Consider the following 19,654-nt stretch of genomic DNA (forward strand, 5'->3'; position numbering starts at 1 on the left):
AACGACAATGAAAAGACAATACCTGATCCCAACAATCGAAGTGCACAAGCTATCCTGTGAGAACTTATTAGACGGTTTCTCACAGCACAGTGAGACCGCCCCAGAAGCTCCCGGCGGTACAGAAGCAGGTGCAAAGGAATATGACTTCGACTTATGGGAAGACGACAATTACGACGGACAACAGTTCCTTACAGATTCGCGATAATCTAATACCGTCTGCAGATTATAAGCAAGGAGCAGGACGCAGCAACAAAAATTCCATCCAACAAGCGGGGACTGCCGACACATCGGCAGTCCCCGCTTATCGTTCCTGCAAATATCGCTTGTGTGTGATGCTGAAAGACGCGCGTCCGAGATAAGAAAAAAAGTTCTTCCTTTAAATGGATAGATGGGAATAGAATAAAGGGCTTGTGTACTTGCATAGTATGACTCTCCCAAAACGGATGGTCTTGCAAAGGAGGGTAAACTACAGGATAAAAGGCAGAAAAGACAAATTGATACGATGCCTGTCCGTCAGCCTGTCTTTCCGTCTTCTACAAACAACTTATTCTCAGATTATCGGTGTTTGTAAATATTTTTGTGCAGTGCAAAGCTGACACATGCTCTTCTGGCTCCTGAAAGATGCCTGATTGATCTGCAATGGGTGCTCCTTTAGCGTGTTACCAACGCCCTTTTGAAGTCCAATCAGACACCTTTTACAAACGACTTGACAACCGATTGATTGACTGCTGGTTACAGACCCGCTTTTTGCACGTGTTCTTTACATTTACAGATGATTTGTTTGAAATTATGTAATGGTTTTTCAAAATCCTATCTGTCTTTTCAACGTATTAAAATGAAAAGGTCTTTGACTCGGAGGCTGATGATTAGGATAGACTGTTGACAGTCTTGGCCATGTTTTTGTTTCATCAATCACTTCGGTTCTTCCGTTAAAGCTATATGAAAAGCATCTACGCATTGAACGGAAGAACCTGAAAAAGCCTCCCGTGCCACACCCATGCCGATGAAAAGCACCTATTGCAGTAACTGGAACAAACCGGTATTCGCACTTCCTTCAGAAGTGCGGATGCCCGACACCGATTGTGTTGCCAGTAAACACCATACGTGCTGAGGGTTTGCACCGACACAATATACCGCTGTCCTCTCATCCCTTTATCTGTGATCATGGAAAAGCAAACATTGCATATATGAATCTGACCGTTCTTTCTCAGACGACAGGCTATAGGGTACAAGCTGAAAAAGAGGGGCGTATAACATCATGGTATGAACCGTCTGTCGTGACGTGCAAGAGAGACCTATGGCTGCAGGAGGCAGGGCACATAGGCTACACCGCCAGCTTTGCCCCCTTCAACATTCTGCGCGTGTCCGCTTTTCTCAAACTTTTTCATGGATTGTCGGGAAAAGGAAGTACCTTTGCAGAGAATTCATCTTTCTCTTCGCACAGGCAGAGAGAATTGGTGAAAACACATATATGACAAGGCGTTTGCCAATGCTTTTTCTTGGCAGTCCAAACCTTTACGGACTATCCATCACAGCCGGGAACAGAGTTACAGTAGATTTCTGCAGATGTGTATATCAGGATCCCACATGTACCCTTCCGAGTACATACAGGTAATCTTCACATATCAGCGTGGACTTCTGTGCTGCTCGGGATTACCTGCGACAGCCATACGAAGACAACGGACTGCAAGGACGGGCAACCAGCCTGCCCACGCTTTTCATATCATGTGGAAATATACAACAAACACAGAGGTTCCACAGGGCAGCAAGGGAACTTTTCACAGCTATGCTACCACATCCGTCATTTGGGAAAGCAGACATCTGTAACGGCCTGACCCGTTCCGCAAAGGTACTCCTCAAAGGAATATCATCTCCTATCCGCCGTGAGTTCCCGTTCTTTGTCCTGTTCTTCCTGCTCATCAGCTTGTCTACGCTCAAGTTTTTCATCTCAGGAATGCTGGGATTCCATCTTGATCCGATTGTATTTGAAGATCTCGCACGAGGGCTTTCCGTCAGCTATGTCTTTACAGCAATCATCAGCTACACAAGAAAGAAATGGCTGAAAGTTATGTTCTATGCCATCGGCCTTTCCCTTTTCGGGCTGAATGTTTTCTTATGGCTGGTCTTCCATCTCATCATACAGCCCCAGATCATCACGTTCATTGGGGAGACCAACAGCAGAGAGGCAACAGAATTTCTGTCCACCTATCTGTTCTCCCGGAATGGGATTATCTCCATAATCGTCATTTGTTTTGCACTCATGACAGTTGTAATGGCAGAATGGAGACACGATCTTATCGATAACTCTATATCACAGAAAACCAGCTGGACTGCAAGAAAGGCCTTCCTGTGGGGCACTGTCATTACAGTCCTTTTCGGTTTCGGCCAATTCGACATCTTTTATCATATCGCAAAAAGCAAGACCACCGACGACTTACCGATAAAAGACACCTTTCCTTATGATACCGTCACGAAGATGATTTTCTCCCTTAACAGCATACGGACAACCGAAAACGAATTACAGGAAGCTGTCAAAGCCTCTTGCAAGGCGGAGAAGGGGACTGTCGCCGATAATGACTCTTTAAACGTCGTATATATCATCGGCGAATCGTATATTAAATATCACTCCAACCTGTATGGCTATCCTCTATTGACAACACCAAGATTAACAAAAGAGAAAGCCAAAGGCAACCTGTACATCTTCAATGACGTGGTCAGTGCGTATGCAGCAACCTCGCTCACCATAAGGAATACATTCTGCTGCAATTCCCTGATGGATAATGAGAAATGGTATCACACGCCATTCTTCCCTGCCATATTCAAAAGGGTCGGCTTCGATGTATACTATTGGGATAATCAGAAAACGGACGTGACAGAAGGGCTTACAGGGTTTACAACCAATTCATTCCTATACAACAAGACCATAGCAAGCCTATCTTATACCGCTTCATCTGATAAGACTTTCCGCCATGACGACCAGCTTATCCAGGACTATTTCAAGAACAAGAAACCAACAGGAAAATACAACCTAATCATGTTCCACCTCTGGGGACAGCATATAGACGCAGCCTCAAGATACCCCCATAACAAGTCTTTCAACAGATTCACATTCAAGGACATTCGGCGGAGGGATTCGTATCTTACAGAAAGCAAGCTGCAAGATATTGCGAATTACGACAATGCCACATACTATAACGACTCGGTCATCAGTCACATCATCAACAGATACCGGAAGACGAATGCTGTCATAGTTTACCTGTCCGATCACGGAGAGGAAATATATGATTACCGCGACTCAAAGGGACGGGTGAGTGCGGCCCCAGGACAATATAAGGAACTTCTGAAATATCAGTATGGCATTCCTTTCATGATATGGTGTTCTGACACTTACAAAAGGAAGCATCCTCAAGTGATAAGAAACATCAAGGCTGCACTGGACAAGCCTTTCATGACAGACAATGTGTGCCAGATTCTCTTCGACCTCAGTGGAATCCAAACAAAATATTATGTTCCGCAAAGAGATCTGCTGAGTCCGAAATACAAGATCAGGGACAGGATACTGGGGAACGGGGACAACTACGATAAAATTATGCGTTCCCGTCAAAACAAATAAAAAACGCCGTCTGCAGATTACAAGCAAGGAACAGGACGCAGCAACAAAAATTCCATCCAACAAGCGGGGACTGCCGACACATCGGCAGCCCCCGCTTGTCGTTCCTGCAAATACCGCTTGTGTGTGATGATGAAATGGATCTGACGAAACGAAGTGCCAGGCCGTCAGGAAAGAGATGTTTCACACATGTAATCTCTCCTCCAAAAGACTTTCCCGTCCGGCATCCCGGCCCGACCTGCTTATTGGGGAAGCCGCCACTCCAGCCCCGTGAGTTCCATCAGCTTGTTGAACGCAGGAGAATATCGCGCACCGGCATAGCCATGGTCGTACTCGTACCGGACGACCTTCCCCGGACAGTAGACCGAGACACACAGTCCGCCCATGTCATAACAATAATCATCGGAAACCAACGAGTCTATGTCTCTTGAGGTATGGTCGACATACAGTTCCCTGACAAGTTCATTTATCTTCCAGGCCGTTACACCGCTGATCTGTACAGGCACGATAGAGTCCTCATCCGACTCTTTAAGCGGGAAATACACTTCGTTCTTCACGACACGACGGTTCTTGTACACCATCCATCTTACCGTATGACGTACTTTCATCATTCCGGATGCAGGGGCAATCTCAATGGAATCGAAACCGGCGGCAGCACACCTGTCTGTTTTCTTCTGCTGCGTACCCGTGGAGCAGCCTGCCACCAAAGCGGCGAATAGCCCCAATATACAAATTGATTTCATACTCATGTCTGTTCACTAATTAAAAAAGTAATGTTGCAAAGATAAACATTTAGGACTGTAAAGCCAAATAAAGTCCATAAAATATGAAGTGGCAACCATGAGAGGCTCCTGTCCGCCCCGTCCATTTCACTTACGAGGACGTTTACCCTCCGCCAGCACCGCAGGACTGACAACAGCTTCATCTTCCAAGAAAAATGCAATAAGGAACATTTCACTTTCTATGAACCAGCTTTACGGGAAAGTGCGGTTTCCAACAGTCCATTTAGCAGAAAAGTACAGGAACCAGAGAACCTGATACGGAAAAAGTGTAGTATGCAGCCCTCCATACTACAGAAAAAGTGTAGTATTTGCTTGCTCGTTTTATAGGAAAAGTGTATATTTGCCGCAGTATAAACATTAGAAAAGTGTATTCATGCTGTATAGAAAGATCGGGGAATTTATAAGCTCTCACCTTCAGACACCTGATGGAAAGATACTTCTGATAGATGGAGCACGACAAATCGGAAAGTCATATATCATCCGACATATCGGCCAGAAGAAATTCAAGAATTACATTGAGTTAAATATGGAGGAGGACAAACTCGGTGACCGCCTGTTTGCCGATGTCCGTACTGTACGGGATTTCTACCTGACACTGAGTATCAATTTTGGAGACAAAATGGGCGACAAACACGACACCCTTGTGTTTATCGACGAGATTCAAGCATACGACCACCTGTTTACTTTACTGAAATTTCTCAGGGAAGATGGACGGTTTACCTATATAGCCAGCGGTTCTCGTCTGGGCATTGCCTTAAAACAGACAAGTTCCTTGCCTTTGGGAAGTATCTTGGTCAAACATATGTACCCTTTAGACTTTGAGGAGTTTCTCATCGCAAACGGTGTCGGGCAGCTGCTGCTTGACAGCCTTTACAAGAACTTTTCGGACAGGAAAGCCATGCCTCTGGCAATCCACAACAAGCTGATGAGTCTGTTCAGACAATACCTTCTCTCGGGTGGTCTCCCGGATGCCGTCAACAATTTCCTTGGACAGAACAACATACGGACAACACGTGAAGCTCAGGAAGCCGTCTACCTCAACTATGGCATTGATGCCGCCAAATATGAGCAGCAAGCAACCCGCCGCCTGAACATCCGGCGCATCTACGAAATGATCCCATCTAACCTCGAAAAGACAAAAAAACGAATCATAGCCAAAGAGATAGAAGGAAAGACAGGGAAAAGAATGTCCAACTACGCAGAGGAGTTCGAATACATCATTGCTTCCGGGATTGCACTGGAGGTCAAGGCAATCAGTACACCCACCTTTCCCCTGATACAAAACAGCGGGAAAAATCTTTTAAAACTCTACATGAATGATGTGGGAATACTGACTTCCATCTATTATCACAACAATCCGAAGGCCGTGCTTGATGATGTTCCAAGCATTAATTTAGGTTCCGTCTACGAGACGGTAGTGGCCCAAGAACTGAAAGCACATGGCTATTCTCTTTATTACTATGACAACAAACAGAACGGAGAGGTCGACTTCCTGATAGACGACACAGAGCATCTCAGCGTCATGCCGATAGAGGTCAAATCTGGAAAAGACTACAAAAAGCACAGTGCCCTGGACAAGTTTGTGTCCAACAAGCACTACAATGTCCACCAGGCATTTGTACTGTCCAATGAGCAGACCGTAAACACGCAGGATGGCATTACATATATGCCTGTTTACTACATCATGTGCTTCAAAAACCAATAAGGAAGCGCATCATAAGCAGGACAGACTCCCTTGGTATCTCCTCTTAATAATATATAAGCACGGCACAGCAAGAAGAGCGTATGTCAAGCTGGCCCATGGCAGGCATCAGATCCTGCGCATTGGACAATTGACATACGCTCGTCTTACACAGCCGGATGTACTGCATCAGAATGTAAGGGTCAGGCCTACAGAGAGGGCCGTCTTCCCCTTATAGACAGGAGCATGGTCGGAGTTCTCGCCGAAAGTCTTGAACAGGTTCTGGCGAACCTGCGCATACAGGCCGAACGTCTCACTGAAATTATAACGCACGCCGGCCTGCAGACCACCCGTGCGCAGTCCGATGGATGCACCGGTATAGATGTCCATCACGGACGGCAGCTTCATCACCTCCGCCCAGTGGTAATCACCATGAAGACTGAAGTCGTAACCATCCAGGGCACCGTAATCATCATCGTCACGGTCCTTGAGAGGAATGACCGTTATCTGGCCGCCCAGCGACACGAAGTCGCTGATGGCATAATCACTTCCTGCCTCGAAGCCCGACTTGCCGCCGACATTGGCATAACCGGCATAAACCTTTACGTCTCCATCACCGTCCCAAGCCTGTGCACATACGGAACGGGGCACGCAGAGCAGGCAGACTACCATGGCGAGCCACAGAAAGAGGCTGCCGTGTCTGAAAGAATTTTCCATTGTCGTCTTTTCCTTTTATCTAATTGTATACTTTGTGATGGCGAACACCTTACGCCTTTCACCTGTCTTCGAATTCTTCACCACCTGTGTCCCATAGACAAGGAAGTTGTCTCCATACCAGTACTGCGAGTTGGAATAGCGCATTTTCTTGACATCCTCCTCATCATTTCCGGTCTCTATCATCTCCGACGTACGGTCCTGGATCACCTTGCCGTCAGCATTCCTGAAGAGTTTGGAAACCAGCCGGTTCTTGTCGGCAAAAAGCAGGTTCACATTGTTTCCCTTCATGCTTGCCGAGACAAAACGTTTCACATACATCGGCAATGTGCGCGGATCCATCGGGAAGCACTCGTCCCAGAGCAGATTGCCGGCCGCATTGAATTTCGCCAGGACAGCGTGCGTGTAGGCATATCCGGCAAAAGTCGACATGACCATATTGCCCACCATCGTGGTACGGTACACCGGATAATAAGCCTCACCGAGGTAGAAGTAATCCTTGCCGTCGGTCATGATGCGGTGCGAGGCCATCAGATAGTCCAATGCGTACTCCTTGCCAGCCTTCTCGGCCTTTGCTTTTCTGCGCTCTACCTTCGCCTGCTTGCGGCCGCTCATGTACTCGGTGAAATTCTTGAGATCAAGGAAATTGTAGAACTTGATGTTGTTGAACCGGTTGTTCTTCAGTTCAGAGAAGAAGATTCCTTCCGATCCCCCTTTCTTCACTTTCGAGTAGGTTCCCGTGACGAAGAACCTGCCGCCGGCCTTAGAGACAGAGGCAGAGACGATGCGCTCGGCAATATCTGCCGTCAGGTTGTCTGTCCCCAGCACCTTTCCCTGCTTGTCCACACGCACCAGCTGCACATCATCCCCGGTGCGCACCAAGGCATAGATGACATTGTCAATCACGGTGTTCTCAAGGATGAAAATGTCCTTGTCCTTCACTTTCGGGAAATGGATGTCGGCGAAATTACAGTGGCCGGTCTTCAGGTCAATGATGCCGATGCGGTCCGTCTTCTTCTGCGTCGAGCTGAATACGACCGATCCGTTTGTAATGACAAGGTTGCGCATCGATCCCTTGCGGGTGTACTCACCGTCCGTAACGTTGCACTTGCGTGTGGCGGCATTGAAGGCGACGACCATGAACGAACCGTCCCTCTCGCGCAGCACCGTGTAGAGCACGCCGTTCTCAACCACATTGGAATAGTAGTACATTCCCTTGTCAATCAGCATGGAGTCGGCACTGACATACTTCATCGCCGTTGAATAATATGCGGTTTTGAAATACCGTTTCCCGTCCTTGGTGTCCTTGGCAAACGACTGTACGACCAGTCCTTTATCACCGACAGGCAGCACCAGCTGGTCCTCATAGTCGGCCCGGTACGGAAACTCGATACGTCCCGCCACCTGTGCGGTCATACTCACCGACTGCGCAAACAGCGCAATCATACATAGCATAAAAGTTTTCATTGCTTTACAGTTTTATTATTGGTTTATCAGTCCTAATATATGGGAAGCCGATTCCCAACCGGCCGGGACTTGTGTTCCCGGCCGCTGGGAGTCACATTCCCAGCGGCTGGGAACCATGTTCCCAAGCAGCAGGGGATGTTGAAGACAATCCCTGACGAACGGGCCTTCCGGCTACGCCTGGAAGACGATTGTCAGACTTGTCTTGCTCTGGACAGGTCGGCCTTTCTGTTCGGCAGGCTTCCACTTCGGCATGGCGTTGGTCAGACGGACGGCCTGGTTCTTGTAGAACTCCGTACAGTTGTCCAGCACCCGCTTCTGTTTGGCCGCATCCATCTTCAGGAAATGCCTGCTTGTCCCCTGCACGTTCTCTACCCTGACGACACGTGCGCCGGTGACGGAGCCGTCCATCTCGACATTGAAGACGACAGTCATCTCAGCATGTACCTTCGAGCGGATGGACTGGATAGTGTGGTGCTGCCGCTGTGCGAAATATCCGGCGACGGCTTCCTGTCCGCCGTCGAAACTGGGGAGTACGTCTGTTCTGCTTGTCTGCGGAGCTGGTGCGACGGTCTCCAGCTTTTCCTTCAGCTTGTTGATTTCCACCGTTCCCATGACAATCCGGCCGTCTGGGCCAACGAGATACATCGAGGGGATCCAGTCAATCTTGTACAAGCGGTCAATGACGGTTGCCTTCCTGAACTTCTTCAACTCGCTCACCTGTATCCAATGCATCTGATAGCGGTCCCAGTAGGTCTTCGCCCATGCGTCACGGTCGGTATCGAATGATATGCCGATGAACTGCACGCCATGGTCACGGAACTGCTCGTAGAGAGCCTTCATCGCCGGAATGTCACGCCGGCAGTCAGGACACCAGCTGGCCCAGAAGTCCAACACCACATAACTGCCGCGATACTGACTCAGCCGTATGTCCTTTCCGTCATACGTTTTCAACTTGAAATCCGGCGCAGGTGTGCCCGGTTTCAGCATATTCACAGCATACCTGGCATCCAGCCCCGAAGTCTGCACGGTGTCTGTTGTCTGTGCAGAAGCCGTCGCTGCCGCCATGAAGAGCAGGCAGGCAGCCGCTAAGAATATTCTTTTCATAACTGTCCCTGTCTTTTTTTCTTTTTTGTCCGATCATCTATTAGCAACCAACACAAAAGCACTATGGCTATCAGCAATGCTGTTACAGAAGAATAAAGCAATCCCATACAGTTTCCTCCTATTTCTTGTTATTACGATTAGAATTATTACTTGTACTTGCCTGAATGAAGATAATGCCGATCGCCAGAAGCAATCCTGATATCAGCAACGCCATTATCGACATAAACGGTTCGCCGAACCCTTTGAATGCAGATGTAAGAGCTACCGCCGTCATCAGGTACTTGGCTATATCCAACAGCCAGTCCCCAAGTTTTTCTTTCAGCTTGTCAGTCATGCTGCAAATATACAACCTTATTCTGAATACAGCAAACGGCTTATTGTATTTTTTCTATTGTCAGCGTCTGGTCACAGTAATCTACGACCGCCGGACGGTGGGTGATGAAGATCACCGTCCGGTCGTGCCGGGAGAGTATGTTCTGCAAGAGCTGGCGTTCTGTCTGCGGATCAAGGGCCGATGTAGCCTCGTCAAAGATCATGACACTGCGGTCACGCAGCAGCGAACGGGCAATGGCAATGCGCTGTGCCTGTCCTTCGCTGAGGCCGCCTCCCAGCTCCGAGCAGAGCGTGTCGAGCCCTAAGGGGAGATGGAAGACGAAGTCGGCACAGCTCTTCTCGAGCACGGCGACCATCTCTTCTTCCGTGGCATCCACTTTCCCAAGCAGCAGGTTCTCACGGATCGTACCGCTGAGGAGCGTGTTGCCCTGCGGCACATAGACGAAGTTGGTACGCATGAGCGGTGTCAGCTCCATGCGTTCCTGTCCGTTGTAGATTTCCACCGACCCTTTCTTCGGCTTCAGCAAGGCGAGAAGCATACGCACAAGTGTGGTTTTTCCTGCACCCGTCTCGCCGAGAATGGCTGTGCAGGAACCGGGATAGAAATTGAAGCTGAGGTCTTTCAGTATCTCCCGGTCGCCGTCGTCATAGCGGTAATCCACGTGCCTCAGACGGATTCCGCACGGTCCGTCCAACTCTATCGGCTCTCCCTGTTCCTCCAAAGGATCTTCTTCCAGCTCCATCAACCGTTCGGCGGCAGTAAACACGGACACGAAAGCGGGCACCAGCTTCGTAAGCTGGCGGGCAGGACTCTGTATCTTGTTCACCAGCTGCAGGAAGGCCGTCATGCCGCCGAACGTCAGCGAGTGGAGCGACATACGGATGGCAGCCCACGTGAAGGCGACAAGATAGCCGAAAGCGAATCCGAAGTTCAGGACGAGGTTGGAGAAGACCGAGAACTTCGTCCGGCGCACCACCCTGCTGCGGAGTTCGCGCTGTGTCCCCTCCAGCCTGCCCACGATCATCTCGTCGCTCTCGAGCGTCTTGATGAGCATCCGGTGCTGGATGGTCTCCTGGAGAACGCTCTGGACCTTCGAATCAGAGTCGCGCACTTCTCGTGTCAGCCGCCTCATCTGGCGCACATAAACCTTGCTGACCAGGACAAACAGCGGTATCATGACGACGATGAGAATCGCCAGCCGCCAGTCCATCGACATCAGATAGAGAAACGCGCCGAGGAACATCGCCAGCGTAGAGATCGAACTCGGTATGGTCTCAGTGAGGAAGTTCACCACATTGGCGACATCAAACTCCAGCCGGTTCAGCACATCGCCACTGTGGTGACGCTCCTTCCCATGCCATTCCGAGCGCAGGATACGGTCGAGCATACGCTGCTGCATACGGTTCTGCGCCTTGATGCCCAGCAGGTTCCGCACCCATACGGAAGCAATGTTCAAGGCGAAGTCGCAGAGAATCAAAACTCCCATGACGGACACTGCCACATAGATACTGCCGTCGATGACATGAGACGCCACGTCGATGGCGTGCTGGACAGCCCCTACGGCAGCCAGCGAGACACCCACACCGAGGATGCCTATCACTGCGTTCAGCACCGCCTGCTTACGGTTTCCGCGCCAGGCGATCCACAGCCAGCGGAATATTTCCCTGGCCGTATAGTGCGTGTCAGGAACCTGCAAGAGTCTTTTTATCCTGTTCATCATTGTTTTCTGCTTGTCTTTGTATTCAAGGGTGGAGAGGTTTGCGCAGCGTCCGGAGAGAGGCGGAAAGGCTTGCCACAGCATCCGGAGAAGGGGAGACGGAATTGCTGTCCTCGCACAGACCGGCAGCCTTCTTCCCCGTCTTAGAGCCTGCGGGCATCCGCTCCCCACATCAGTTTCTCACGCAAGGTGGAGAAGAAACGCTGTCCGCTTCGCTTGACAATCCGGACTTTATGCGGAGCTTTCCTGATGGTCAGCGTCACTCCCTCCCGCAGCTTCTCCGACCTGCCGTCCACAGCCGCCAGGAAGTTATGGCTCCGGCTTTCCACTTCCAGCCGGATTTCACTGTCGTCGCTGATGACGATCGGGCGGATGTTCAGACTGTGCGGCGCGACGGGTGTCACGCTCAGAATACCCGACTGGGGAACGATGATCGGACCGCCGATCGAGAGGGAATAGGCTGTCGATCCTGTCGGCGTACTGATGACCAGTCCGTCGGCAAGATAGGTGACGAGGTATTCACCGTTGACACTTGCCCGGATGGAGATCATCGCCGCATTGTCACGTTTCAGAATGGCAATGTCGTTCAGCGCATAGGGACAGCCTTCCAACGGCCCGCCGTCAGCCTCGAGCTGGATCACCGCACGCTCTTCCATCTCCGGCTGGCCCTCAAAAACCTCGTCGAGTGTAGCCCGGATCTCATCTGGAGTCACATTCGCAAGAAAGCCGAGCCGCCCCATGTTCACGCCGATGATCGGTATCTGCTTCGCACCTACCCTGCCCGCCGCCTTCAGGAACGTACCGTCGCCGCCCAGCGAGATGACGTAGTCGACATCGAAGTTCCCCCCCTCGAACACGCCGGCTATGGCGACAGCACCCTCCAGCTTCTGCCGCAGCCCGAGGTAGAGGCTCTGGTCCAGATAGATCTCCGCATCGTGACGGACCAGATATTCTAACATACCCCATATCCGGACAGACTCCAGGACCTTGGACGCATTCCCGAAAAGCGCAAAACGAAGTCTCCTTTTTATCATAAAACGTATCTTTTTAAATTCTTTTAGCCTGACAAACTCTACAAAACCATAGATATTTAGTACATTTGCAGCATACTTGCATCTGCAAAAGTAAATATTTTAATTGGATTTATTACTTAAAAACAAAACAAATATGGGTAAAGTGTACGAGTTTCTCGCCAACGGCTTCGAAGAGGTAGAGGCGTTGGCGCCGGTAGACATCCTGCGCCGCGGCGGCGTAGAAGTGAAGACGGTCAGCATCACGGGCAGCCGTCTTGTGGAGTCGTCACACGGCGTACCGGTCAAGGCCGACCTCCTCATAGAGGAATTGGGCAATGCCGACGACGCCGACCTGCTGCTGATACCGGGCGGCATGCCGGGGGCAAAGAACCTGAAAGACGACTCCCGGGTTGGGAAGATGCTCCTCCGCCAGTATGAAGACGGAAAGCGTATAGGAGCCATCTGCGCCGGCCCGATGGTGCTGGGGGTTCTGGACATCCTCAAAGGCAGACGCGCGACCTGCTATCCGGGTTTCGACAAATTCCTCACAGGGGCAGAATACACGAACGAGCTGTGTACCGTCGACGGAAACATAACGACCGGGAAAGGACCTGCCGCTTCTTTCCTCTATGGTCTCAGACTGCTCGAGCAGCTCACATCACCCGAGAAGGCCGACGAGATAAAGAAGGGAATGCTGCTCGACGAACTGACCGCCCTGCACTGAAAGACAACGGACAGCATGAAATACGTCATCATCGTCGCCGGCGGAAAGGGGCTGCGGATGGGGGCTGACATCCCCAAGCAGTTCCTGCCCGTCGGCGGGAAGCCTGTCCTGATGCACACCATCAGCCGCTTCCGCGCCTACGACAAGGACATGAACATCGTCCTCGTCCTGCCGAAAGAGCAGCAGGCCTACTGGCAGAAGCTGTGCGGGGAATATCACTTCGGTGAGGAATACCGGCTGGCTGACGGCGGTGCAAGCCGCTTCCAGTCGTGCAGAAACGGACTGTCGGCGATTCCCGACAATGCGGTAGGGCTCGTCGCCATCCACGACGGGGTACGCCCGTTCGTCTCCACAGAGACAATCGCCCGCTGTTTCGACACGGCAGAGAAGACGAATGCGGCGATTCCCGTACTCCCTGTGACCGACACCCTGCGCTATACCGGCGACGCACCGGGAGGAAGAAACGTGCAGCGCGGCGACTACAGAACGGTGCAGACACCGCAGGTGTTCGACATCCAGCTTGCCAAGAGGGCATACAGGCAGGACGAGAATCCGGCATTTACGGATGATGCCAGCGTCGTCGAGAGCCTCGGACATCCCGTCACCATGGTCGAAGGCAACCGTGAGAACATCAAGATCACCACCCCGTTCGACCTGCAGGTGGCAAAGACGCTCTTAGCTCTCAACACATCGTTTTCTTTTCGAAGGCATTATGACCGATGCTTGAAGCAATGTTTACCGGATGAGAACAACAAGCCGGCAGAGGCTTAAAGCAGAAGCCTATGAGTGAAAGACCCATGCGCCAAAGAGATGCAGAATGCACGGCTGCAAAGCTTGGAAAAGCCCTCCCGGAGATTATCTCCATGGCAGACGGAGCATCTTTTCGTGAAGAAAAATGTTTCTCTCCATGGAAAGAATCCGAAGCAGACAGATAAATTCCCAAATGGGAAAGAGGGAGAGGCAAGGCAGTCCCATTCACACCGCATCATCCGAAGGCATAGACTTCAAGACAACCTTTGCCATATACCCACAATAATATGAATGATGGCCTTCGGATCCTAAATTAGAAATGGACATACTATCGCAAGACATCATGTATCTGCAGGGCGTAGGCCCGAGAAAGAAAGAAATTCTGAGCAGGGAGCTTGGCATCCGTACCTACCGTGACCTGTTGGAATACTTCCCCTACAAATACGTCGACCGCACGAAAGTATATCTCATTTCAGAGCTTTCGCCGGACATGCCCTTCGTACAGATAAAAGGCAGGATCATCCGCTTCGAGGAGACTGAGACGGGGAAGCGCAGGAAACGGGTCATCGCCCACTTCACGGACGGACACGGTATCTGCGACCTCGTATGGTTCAACGGAACGAAGTACGTCTATCAGAACTACCAGCTCAACAGGGAGTATGTCGTTTTCGGAAAGCCAGGCGTCTTCAACGGCAGATTCCAGTTCTCCCATCCCGATATCGACGATGCCGCCCAGCTGCAGCTCAACGACATGGGGATGCAGCCTTTTTACATCACGACCGAGAAGATGAAAAAGGCCGGAATTACCTCCCGGGCCGTGGAGAAGCTGACGAAGACACTCATCGGCAAGCTCAGCGAGCCTCTGGAGGAGACGCTGCCGCCCTTCATCACGAGCCACCTGCACCTCATTTCCCGGGATGCTGCCCTGCGTAAGATCCATTATCCCAGGTCAGTCGACGACACCCAGCGTGCCCGTGTCCGCCTGAAGTTCGAGGAGCTTTTCTACGTGCAGCTCAACATCCTCCGCTATGCCAGCGACCACCGGCGCAAGTACCGGGGGTACATCTTCAACCGCATCGGAGCACAGTTCAACTGGTTCTATACCCACAACCTGCCCTTTGAACTCACCGGAGCACAGAAACGGGTGATGCACGAGATACGTGCCGACATGGCCGGCGGACGGCAGATGAACCGCCTGCTGCAGGGCGATGTGGGTTCGGGCAAGACACTCGTCGCCCTGATGTCCATGCTCATCGCCATCGACAACGGTTACCAGGCGTGCATGATGGCACCTACGGAAATCCTTGCCGAACAGCACCTCCAGACCCTCAGGGACTTCCTGAAAGGGATGAACCTGCGCATAGAACTGCTGACAGGCATCATAAAAGGAAAGAGACGCCGGGAGGTACTCGACGGACTGATGGACGGCTCCATCCACATCGTCGTCGGCACACACGCCCTCCTCGAAGACAAAGTGCAGTTCCACCGCCTCGGCATGGCCGTCGTCGACGAACAGCACCGCTTCGGCGTGGCACAGCGTGCCAGGCTCTGGGGCAAAAGCGAGAATCCTCCGCACATCCTCGTCATGACGGCCACGCCCATCCCCCGGACGCTCGCCATGACCATCTACGGCGACCTCGACGTCTCCGTCATCGACGAACTGCCGCCGGGACGCAAACCGATACAGACCCTCCACAAGTACGACGACCAGATGCCGAGCCTCTACAACGGCATCCGACAGCAGATACACCTCGGACGGCAGGTGTACATCGTCTATCCGCTCATCAAGGAGAGCGAGCGGATGGATCTCAAGAACCTCGAAGACGGCTTTGCGGCCCTGTGCGACATCTTCCCCGAGTTCCGGCTCAGCAAGGTACACGGAAAGATGAAGGACAAGGAGAAAGAAGCGGAGATGCAGAAGTTCGTCAGCGGACAGACCCAGATTCTCGTTGCCACGACAGTGATAGAAGTGGGCGTGAACGTACCCAACGCCAGCGTGATGGTCATCCTCGACGCACAGCGGTTCGGTCTCTCCCAGCTCCACCAGCTGCGCGGACGCGTCGGACGCGGGGCCGACCAGAGTTACTGCATCCTCGTGACAAGCCACAGGCTGACGAAGGAGACCAGCAGGCGCATCGACATCATGTGCGAGACAAACGACGGCTTCGAAATTGCAGAAGCCGACCTCAAGCTGCGCGGACCCGGCGATCTGGAAGGGACACAGCAGAGCGGCATCGCCTTCGACCTAAAGATCGCCGACATCGCACGCGACGGACAGATCGTACAGATGGCGCGTGAGGAGGCGCAGAAGATCATCGATGACGACCCCGACTGCCGGAAAAGTGAATACAGTCTGCTTTGGAACAGGCTCAAAACGTTAAGAAAGACTAATATTGACTGGGCTTCCATCTCATAGCGGAAATTACCAGAAAACCGCCGGGAGACTATGGTTTAAAGGCTTGACATAAATCATCTGCGGGCAGGAAGAAGTGAGCCGTTTTGTTAAACAGCCTATAAAAACTGTTAAGCAGCAACTTTCCCTATATTTTTTCATTATCTTTGCAAAGTCTTTTGGTTCAAAGTTGTATGCCATTTTTCCGGCAAACAACCCTCCACCAATCGAAAGGGACATGAAAAACGGTCCCGTGCCGGCATGGCATCTGAGTTTAGAAATAAAACAACTTGATTATGACTTTCAGAAAGATAGTTAGAACTTTTGCACTTACATCTCTTTTAACCTTGACATCCCATTCTGCCAACGCACAAGACCTGCTCGCACGCCAGGCTCCTATCGACCGCCGTGCCAAAGCACTCGACACCATGGTCATCACCCGACTGCGTGAGGCGGAAGAAATCGAAGAACCCGCATCCGAACTCTATAACGACTGGAACAACAACTACGCACACCGCGGGGGCAACCTCCCGGACGTGTACAAGATAGACCTCCGCGGCTTCCACATGCCGACGCCGAGCCGTGTCATCACAAGTAACTTCGGCCGCCGCTGGGGCCGCCGCCACCAGGGACTGGACATCAAGGTCTATATCGGCGATACCATCCGGGCAGCCTTCTCAGGCAAGGTACGCGTCGTGAAATACGATGCCAACGGATACGGAAAGTACATCGTCATCCGCCACAACAACGGACTCGAGACCATCTACGGACACCTCTCCAAGCAGATTGTCTCACCCAACCAGACGGTACGTGCAGGCCAGCCCATCGGTCTGGGCGGCAACACGGGACGTTCCACCGGTTCGCACCTCCACTTCGAGACACGTCTGGCAGGTGTCGCCCTGAACCCGGCACTGTTCTTCGACTTCGCCCATCAGGACGTTACCGGCGACTACTATGTGTTCCGCCGCAGCACCGTGGCACAGGAGTCTGACCGGGCGACAGCAGCGCGCGGTACCTCGTCAAGCCTCGGTTATTCCCGTGAGAACATCCAGGGAAGGAGCAACCGCAGCTACAGCCAACGGCAGGAAAAGACCTACAACACCGATTTCTCCAGCCACACGCCACGGACAGAGGCCGCAGCAGAGGGCAGCCAGATCACTTACCACAAGGTGGTCAACGGCGAGACACTGGAGACGATCGCACGGCAGCACGGCATCAGCCTCGAGCAGCTCTGCCGACAGAACCACCTGGGGAAATTCACCAAGGTGGTGGGAGGACAGCTGCTTGCCATCGGCAAGTAAACAAGACAGAACATGAATACGGACAGCTCCGGCAGGCATCAACCTGTCGGAGCTGTCTGCTTTCCGCTCCACACGGACGACAGCAGGAACGCTCCTGATGCACGGAGACGAGAACCCTTCACCGGCAAGACCGTCCCATACCAGCAGACAGACAGGAGGACGGCCGGACTTCCTCGCAGAAACGGCAGAAGTGCGGACAGCAGACGACCTTGACGCCGTTGACAACGGCCAGGACGTTTCCCTCTTCCGCAGTCCTCCTGTCTCCGGGACTGCCCCCCGCTCTGCCCTAAAGAAAGAACCATAGAAAAAGGGTACACAAGCACTCCTGCAAGGAGAACCCGTGTACCCTGTACTCTATGTCAGTTTAAATACCCGCGTTTATTTCGAACGCCACAGCCCATGGAGGTTGCAGTACTCACGTGCATAGACCTCTGTGGCATCGGTCCTGAACTCTGCTACCGGCCGGTCTGTCGGCTCCAGATACTTGCGGAGCACTTCGTTCTTATCGGTAATCAGCTCTATCCAGAGAATGGAATGCGCCTCCGTCATGGGATGCTCCACCTCGCCGACTGTGACACGGTAGCCGCCGTCAATCTTCTCAACGACCGGCACATGCTTCTCGGTAGCTGCATCTGTGGTATTCTCCTTCAGCTGCTTCATGCCGTCCAACCCACACTCACCGCCTGCAAGAACTTCAACGATGCTGCCACTCTCTGCACACTTATATAATTCGTTTCTTTTTACCATAATAAATTATTTCTTAATGTCCGGGTGCAAAGGTAAGGGGTTTTTCTGAAAGAAGCAAGCCCAGAACTTGAAATTATTACAGTTTTTACATTGTTTAAGGATCGGATGAGTCCTGCCCCGCTTCTATCCGGCAGACGGAGAAACTGCTGCCGGCGCACACGTCCGGGACAGAGCGCCCGTCCCGGATGACAGGAACACGTCGGGAGGAGAACAGGCCGGACGAATGTCCGCAGCCGTCCCTGACCCGAGGACAAAGGGACAGAGCCGGCTTTCCCGGCATTACCACTGTCCGGCCAGCATCTTACATCCAAGACCGCCAACAGCCCTTTGCAATATGTGTGACCGGAACAGGAAAGAATCCGTCTATCCGCCTTCTGTCGATGCGATGGTGCCCGACACCGACCGTGCCGGCGGTGGACACCCGCCGTGCTGAACGCACACACGCATACAACATGCCGTCGGCACGGGAACCGCCTGCCGTCGAAGAAATATTGCACAAGCCAAAGCCAGACGATCGGATCTGATGAATGAGGACATTTTTCCTGGAACAACGAGGGTTTGTCGGGCGGAGGGGGACTGCGCATAGAAATCTATACCGTTCAAGTTTTATCCGTCTGCAATATTTCAGAATATAAAACTGCTTTTATCCTAAAATTTGTACCTTTGCCAACAGATATGAACAGACGGATACTTTTCACATTTGCGGTGTTGCCGTTTTTCACGATGGGGGCAGTTGCGCAGGACCATATCAATCCCGAGGACCGGACGGTGGATATGGATTCTCCCACGTTCGTGCCCATGGTCCACATCGGCAAGGCGAAAGTGGGGACAGACAGTATTCAGTATGTGCGGACGAGCAATGTCTATGTCTTCCCCCCGCTGGAGTTCAAGAACAAATCGCAGGAGATGGCTTATTACAGGCTGGTCTACAACATCAAGAAAGTGCTGCCGATAGCCAAGGAGTGCCATCAGATCATCCTGGAGACCGGAGCCTATCTTGAGACCATCCCGTCGAAAAAAGAACGGTCCGAGCACATGAAGCGGGTGGAGAAAGAGATATGGAACACCTATAAACCCCGTATGAAGAAGCTGAGCTTCTCGCAGGGAAAGCTCCTCATCAAACTCATTGACCGGGAATGCAACTCCACCTCCTACGAACTTGTCCAGGCCTTCCTCGGTCCGGTCCGCGCCGGTTTCTACCAGGCTTTCGCCTGGGCTTTCGGCAGCAGTCTGAAGAAGCGGTACGACCCCAAGGGTGCCGACAGGCTGGTAGAACGCATCGTCCTGCAGGTCGAGGCTGGACAGCTGTGAGGGGGAC

General features: G+C 52.0%; 17 protein-coding genes. 9 read left to right on the top strand and 8 right to left on the bottom strand.

What is annotated here, in order from left to right:
* Positions 1 to 7 precede the first annotated feature (7 nt).
* Complete coding sequence (locus J4864_RS04560) at positions 8 to 205, top strand: hypothetical protein (RefSeq protein ID WP_007369040.1); 198 nt, start codon at positions 8 to 10, stop codon at positions 203 to 205.
* Between the two features lie 1,581 nt (positions 206 to 1,786).
* Complete coding sequence (locus tag J4864_RS04565; RefSeq protein WP_211813846.1) at positions 1,787 to 3,613, top strand: phosphoethanolamine transferase; 1,827 nt, start codon at positions 1,787 to 1,789, stop codon at positions 3,611 to 3,613.
* A gap of 239 nt (positions 3,614 to 3,852) precedes the next feature.
* Here the strand turns inward: J4864_RS04565 and J4864_RS04570 are convergent, their stop codons facing one another.
* Positions 3,853 to 4,353, bottom strand: a complete 501-nt coding sequence (locus J4864_RS04570; protein ID WP_211813847.1) for a hypothetical protein — start codon at positions 4,351 to 4,353, stop codon at positions 3,853 to 3,855.
* Positions 4,354 to 4,765: 412 nt separating this feature from the next.
* Here J4864_RS04570 and J4864_RS04575 point away from each other — a divergent pair, with 412 nt between their 5' ends.
* Positions 4,766 to 6,097 carry an ATP-binding protein gene (locus J4864_RS04575; protein WP_211813848.1) on the top strand — a complete coding sequence of 444 codons (1,332 nt, stop codon included), beginning with the start codon at positions 4,766 to 4,768 and terminating at the stop codon, positions 6,095 to 6,097.
* A gap of 165 nt (positions 6,098 to 6,262) precedes the next feature.
* On the opposite strand, the gene J4864_RS04580 is transcribed toward J4864_RS04575, so the two are convergent.
* From J4864_RS04580 to J4864_RS04605, 6 genes are all read right to left on the bottom strand, one after another.
* Positions 6,263 to 6,790 carry a DUF6646 family protein gene (locus J4864_RS04580; RefSeq protein WP_211813850.1) on the bottom strand — a complete coding sequence of 176 codons (528 nt, stop codon included), beginning with the start codon at positions 6,788 to 6,790 and terminating at the stop codon, positions 6,263 to 6,265.
* A gap of 15 nt (positions 6,791 to 6,805) precedes the next feature.
* On the bottom strand, positions 6,806 to 8,254 hold the full coding sequence (locus J4864_RS04585) for a hypothetical protein (protein WP_211813852.1): 1,449 nt from the start codon (positions 8,252 to 8,254) through the stop codon (positions 6,806 to 6,808).
* 171 nt (positions 8,255 to 8,425) lie between these two features.
* Complete coding sequence (locus J4864_RS04590; RefSeq protein WP_211813855.1) at positions 8,426 to 9,358, bottom strand: redoxin domain-containing protein; 933 nt, start codon at positions 9,356 to 9,358, stop codon at positions 8,426 to 8,428.
* 118 nt (positions 9,359 to 9,476) lie between these two features.
* Complete coding sequence (locus J4864_RS04595) at positions 9,477 to 9,692, bottom strand: DUF6722 family protein (protein ID WP_246479366.1); 216 nt, start codon at positions 9,690 to 9,692, stop codon at positions 9,477 to 9,479.
* 40 nt (positions 9,693 to 9,732) lie between these two features.
* The gene (locus J4864_RS04600; RefSeq protein WP_211813857.1) at positions 9,733 to 11,412 is read right to left on the bottom strand and encodes an ABC transporter ATP-binding protein; all 1,680 of its coding nucleotides are present in this window, start codon (positions 11,410 to 11,412) and stop codon (positions 9,733 to 9,735) included.
* Positions 11,413 to 11,552: 140 nt separating this feature from the next.
* Positions 11,553 to 12,443 carry an NAD kinase gene (locus J4864_RS04605; RefSeq protein WP_211813858.1) on the bottom strand — a complete coding sequence of 297 codons (891 nt, stop codon included), beginning with the start codon at positions 12,441 to 12,443 and terminating at the stop codon, positions 11,553 to 11,555.
* Between the two features lie 133 nt (positions 12,444 to 12,576).
* Between J4864_RS04605 and J4864_RS04610 the strand changes: the two genes are divergently transcribed.
* From J4864_RS04610 to J4864_RS04630, 5 genes are all read left to right on the top strand, one after another.
* Positions 12,577 to 13,146 carry a DJ-1 family glyoxalase III gene (locus tag J4864_RS04610; RefSeq protein WP_007367554.1) on the top strand — a complete coding sequence of 190 codons (570 nt, stop codon included), beginning with the start codon at positions 12,577 to 12,579 and terminating at the stop codon, positions 13,144 to 13,146.
* Between the two features lie 15 nt (positions 13,147 to 13,161).
* Positions 13,162 to 13,917, top strand: coding sequence for a 2-C-methyl-D-erythritol 4-phosphate cytidylyltransferase (locus tag J4864_RS04615; protein WP_211813859.1), 756 nt, complete (start codon positions 13,162 to 13,164; stop codon positions 13,915 to 13,917).
* An 11-nt stretch (positions 13,918 to 13,928) separates the two neighbouring features.
* A complete protein-coding gene (locus J4864_RS11790; RefSeq protein ID WP_246479367.1) occupies positions 13,929 to 14,081 on the top strand; it encodes a hypothetical protein in 153 nt (50 codons plus the stop codon).
* 134 nt (positions 14,082 to 14,215) lie between these two features.
* Complete coding sequence (gene recG / locus J4864_RS04625) at positions 14,216 to 16,312, top strand: ATP-dependent DNA helicase RecG (RefSeq protein ID WP_211813860.1); 2,097 nt, start codon at positions 14,216 to 14,218, stop codon at positions 16,310 to 16,312.
* 272 nt (positions 16,313 to 16,584) lie between these two features.
* Positions 16,585 to 17,589 carry a M23 family metallopeptidase gene (locus J4864_RS04630; protein WP_211813861.1) on the top strand — a complete coding sequence of 335 codons (1,005 nt, stop codon included), beginning with the start codon at positions 16,585 to 16,587 and terminating at the stop codon, positions 17,587 to 17,589.
* A 378-nt stretch (positions 17,590 to 17,967) separates the two neighbouring features.
* On the opposite strand, the gene J4864_RS04635 is transcribed toward J4864_RS04630, so the two are convergent.
* Entirely contained in the window at positions 17,968 to 18,336 is a 369-nt protein-coding gene (locus J4864_RS04635; RefSeq protein ID WP_007367561.1) for a desulfoferrodoxin family protein, read from the bottom strand.
* A gap of 675 nt (positions 18,337 to 19,011) precedes the next feature.
* Here J4864_RS04635 and J4864_RS04640 point away from each other — a divergent pair.
* On the top strand, positions 19,012 to 19,647 hold the full coding sequence (locus J4864_RS04640) for a DUF4294 domain-containing protein (protein ID WP_211813862.1): 636 nt from the start codon (positions 19,012 to 19,014) through the stop codon (positions 19,645 to 19,647).
* Positions 19,648 to 19,654 lie beyond the last annotated feature (7 nt).

This window comes from Prevotella multiformis (assembly GCF_018127985.1).
Lineage (GTDB): Bacteria > Bacteroidota > Bacteroidia > Bacteroidales > Bacteroidaceae > Prevotella > Prevotella multiformis.

What these genes read in the sequence shown, in the direction of transcription:
- J4864_RS04560 (WP_007369040.1), top strand. Translation starts at nt 8, where the DNA reads ATGAAAAGACAATACCTGATCCCAACAATCGAAGTGCACAAGCTATCC.
- J4864_RS04565 (WP_211813846.1), top strand. Translation starts at nt 1,787, where the DNA reads ATGCTACCACATCCGTCATTTGGGAAAGCAGACATCTGTAACGGCCTG.
- J4864_RS04570 (WP_211813847.1), bottom strand. Translation starts at nt 4,353, where the DNA reads ATGAAATCAATTTGTATATTGGGGCTATTCGCCGCTTTGGTGGCAGGC.
- J4864_RS04575 (WP_211813848.1), top strand. Translation starts at nt 4,766, where the DNA reads ATGCTGTATAGAAAGATCGGGGAATTTATAAGCTCTCACCTTCAGACA.
- J4864_RS04580 (WP_211813850.1), bottom strand. Translation starts at nt 6,790, where the DNA reads ATGGAAAATTCTTTCAGACACGGCAGCCTCTTTCTGTGGCTCGCCATG.
- J4864_RS04585 (WP_211813852.1), bottom strand. Translation starts at nt 8,254, where the DNA reads ATGAAAACTTTTATGCTATGTATGATTGCGCTGTTTGCGCAGTCGGTG.
- J4864_RS04590 (WP_211813855.1), bottom strand. Translation starts at nt 9,358, where the DNA reads ATGAAAAGAATATTCTTAGCGGCTGCCTGCCTGCTCTTCATGGCGGCA.
- J4864_RS04595 (WP_246479366.1), bottom strand. Translation starts at nt 9,692, where the DNA reads ATGACTGACAAGCTGAAAGAAAAACTTGGGGACTGGCTGTTGGATATA.
- J4864_RS04600 (WP_211813857.1), bottom strand. Translation starts at nt 11,412, where the DNA reads ATGATGAACAGGATAAAAAGACTCTTGCAGGTTCCTGACACGCACTAT.
- J4864_RS04605 (WP_211813858.1), bottom strand. Translation starts at nt 12,443, where the DNA reads ATGATAAAAAGGAGACTTCGTTTTGCGCTTTTCGGGAATGCGTCCAAG.
- J4864_RS04610 (WP_007367554.1), top strand. Translation starts at nt 12,577, where the DNA reads ATGGGTAAAGTGTACGAGTTTCTCGCCAACGGCTTCGAAGAGGTAGAG.
- J4864_RS04615 (WP_211813859.1), top strand. Translation starts at nt 13,162, where the DNA reads ATGAAATACGTCATCATCGTCGCCGGCGGAAAGGGGCTGCGGATGGGG.
- J4864_RS11790 (WP_246479367.1), top strand. Translation starts at nt 13,929, where the DNA reads ATGAGTGAAAGACCCATGCGCCAAAGAGATGCAGAATGCACGGCTGCA.
- recG (WP_211813860.1), top strand. Translation starts at nt 14,216, where the DNA reads ATGGACATACTATCGCAAGACATCATGTATCTGCAGGGCGTAGGCCCG.
- J4864_RS04630 (WP_211813861.1), top strand. Translation starts at nt 16,585, where the DNA reads ATGACTTTCAGAAAGATAGTTAGAACTTTTGCACTTACATCTCTTTTA.
- J4864_RS04635 (WP_007367561.1), bottom strand. Translation starts at nt 18,336, where the DNA reads ATGGTAAAAAGAAACGAATTATATAAGTGTGCAGAGAGTGGCAGCATC.
- J4864_RS04640 (WP_211813862.1), top strand. Translation starts at nt 19,012, where the DNA reads ATGAACAGACGGATACTTTTCACATTTGCGGTGTTGCCGTTTTTCACG.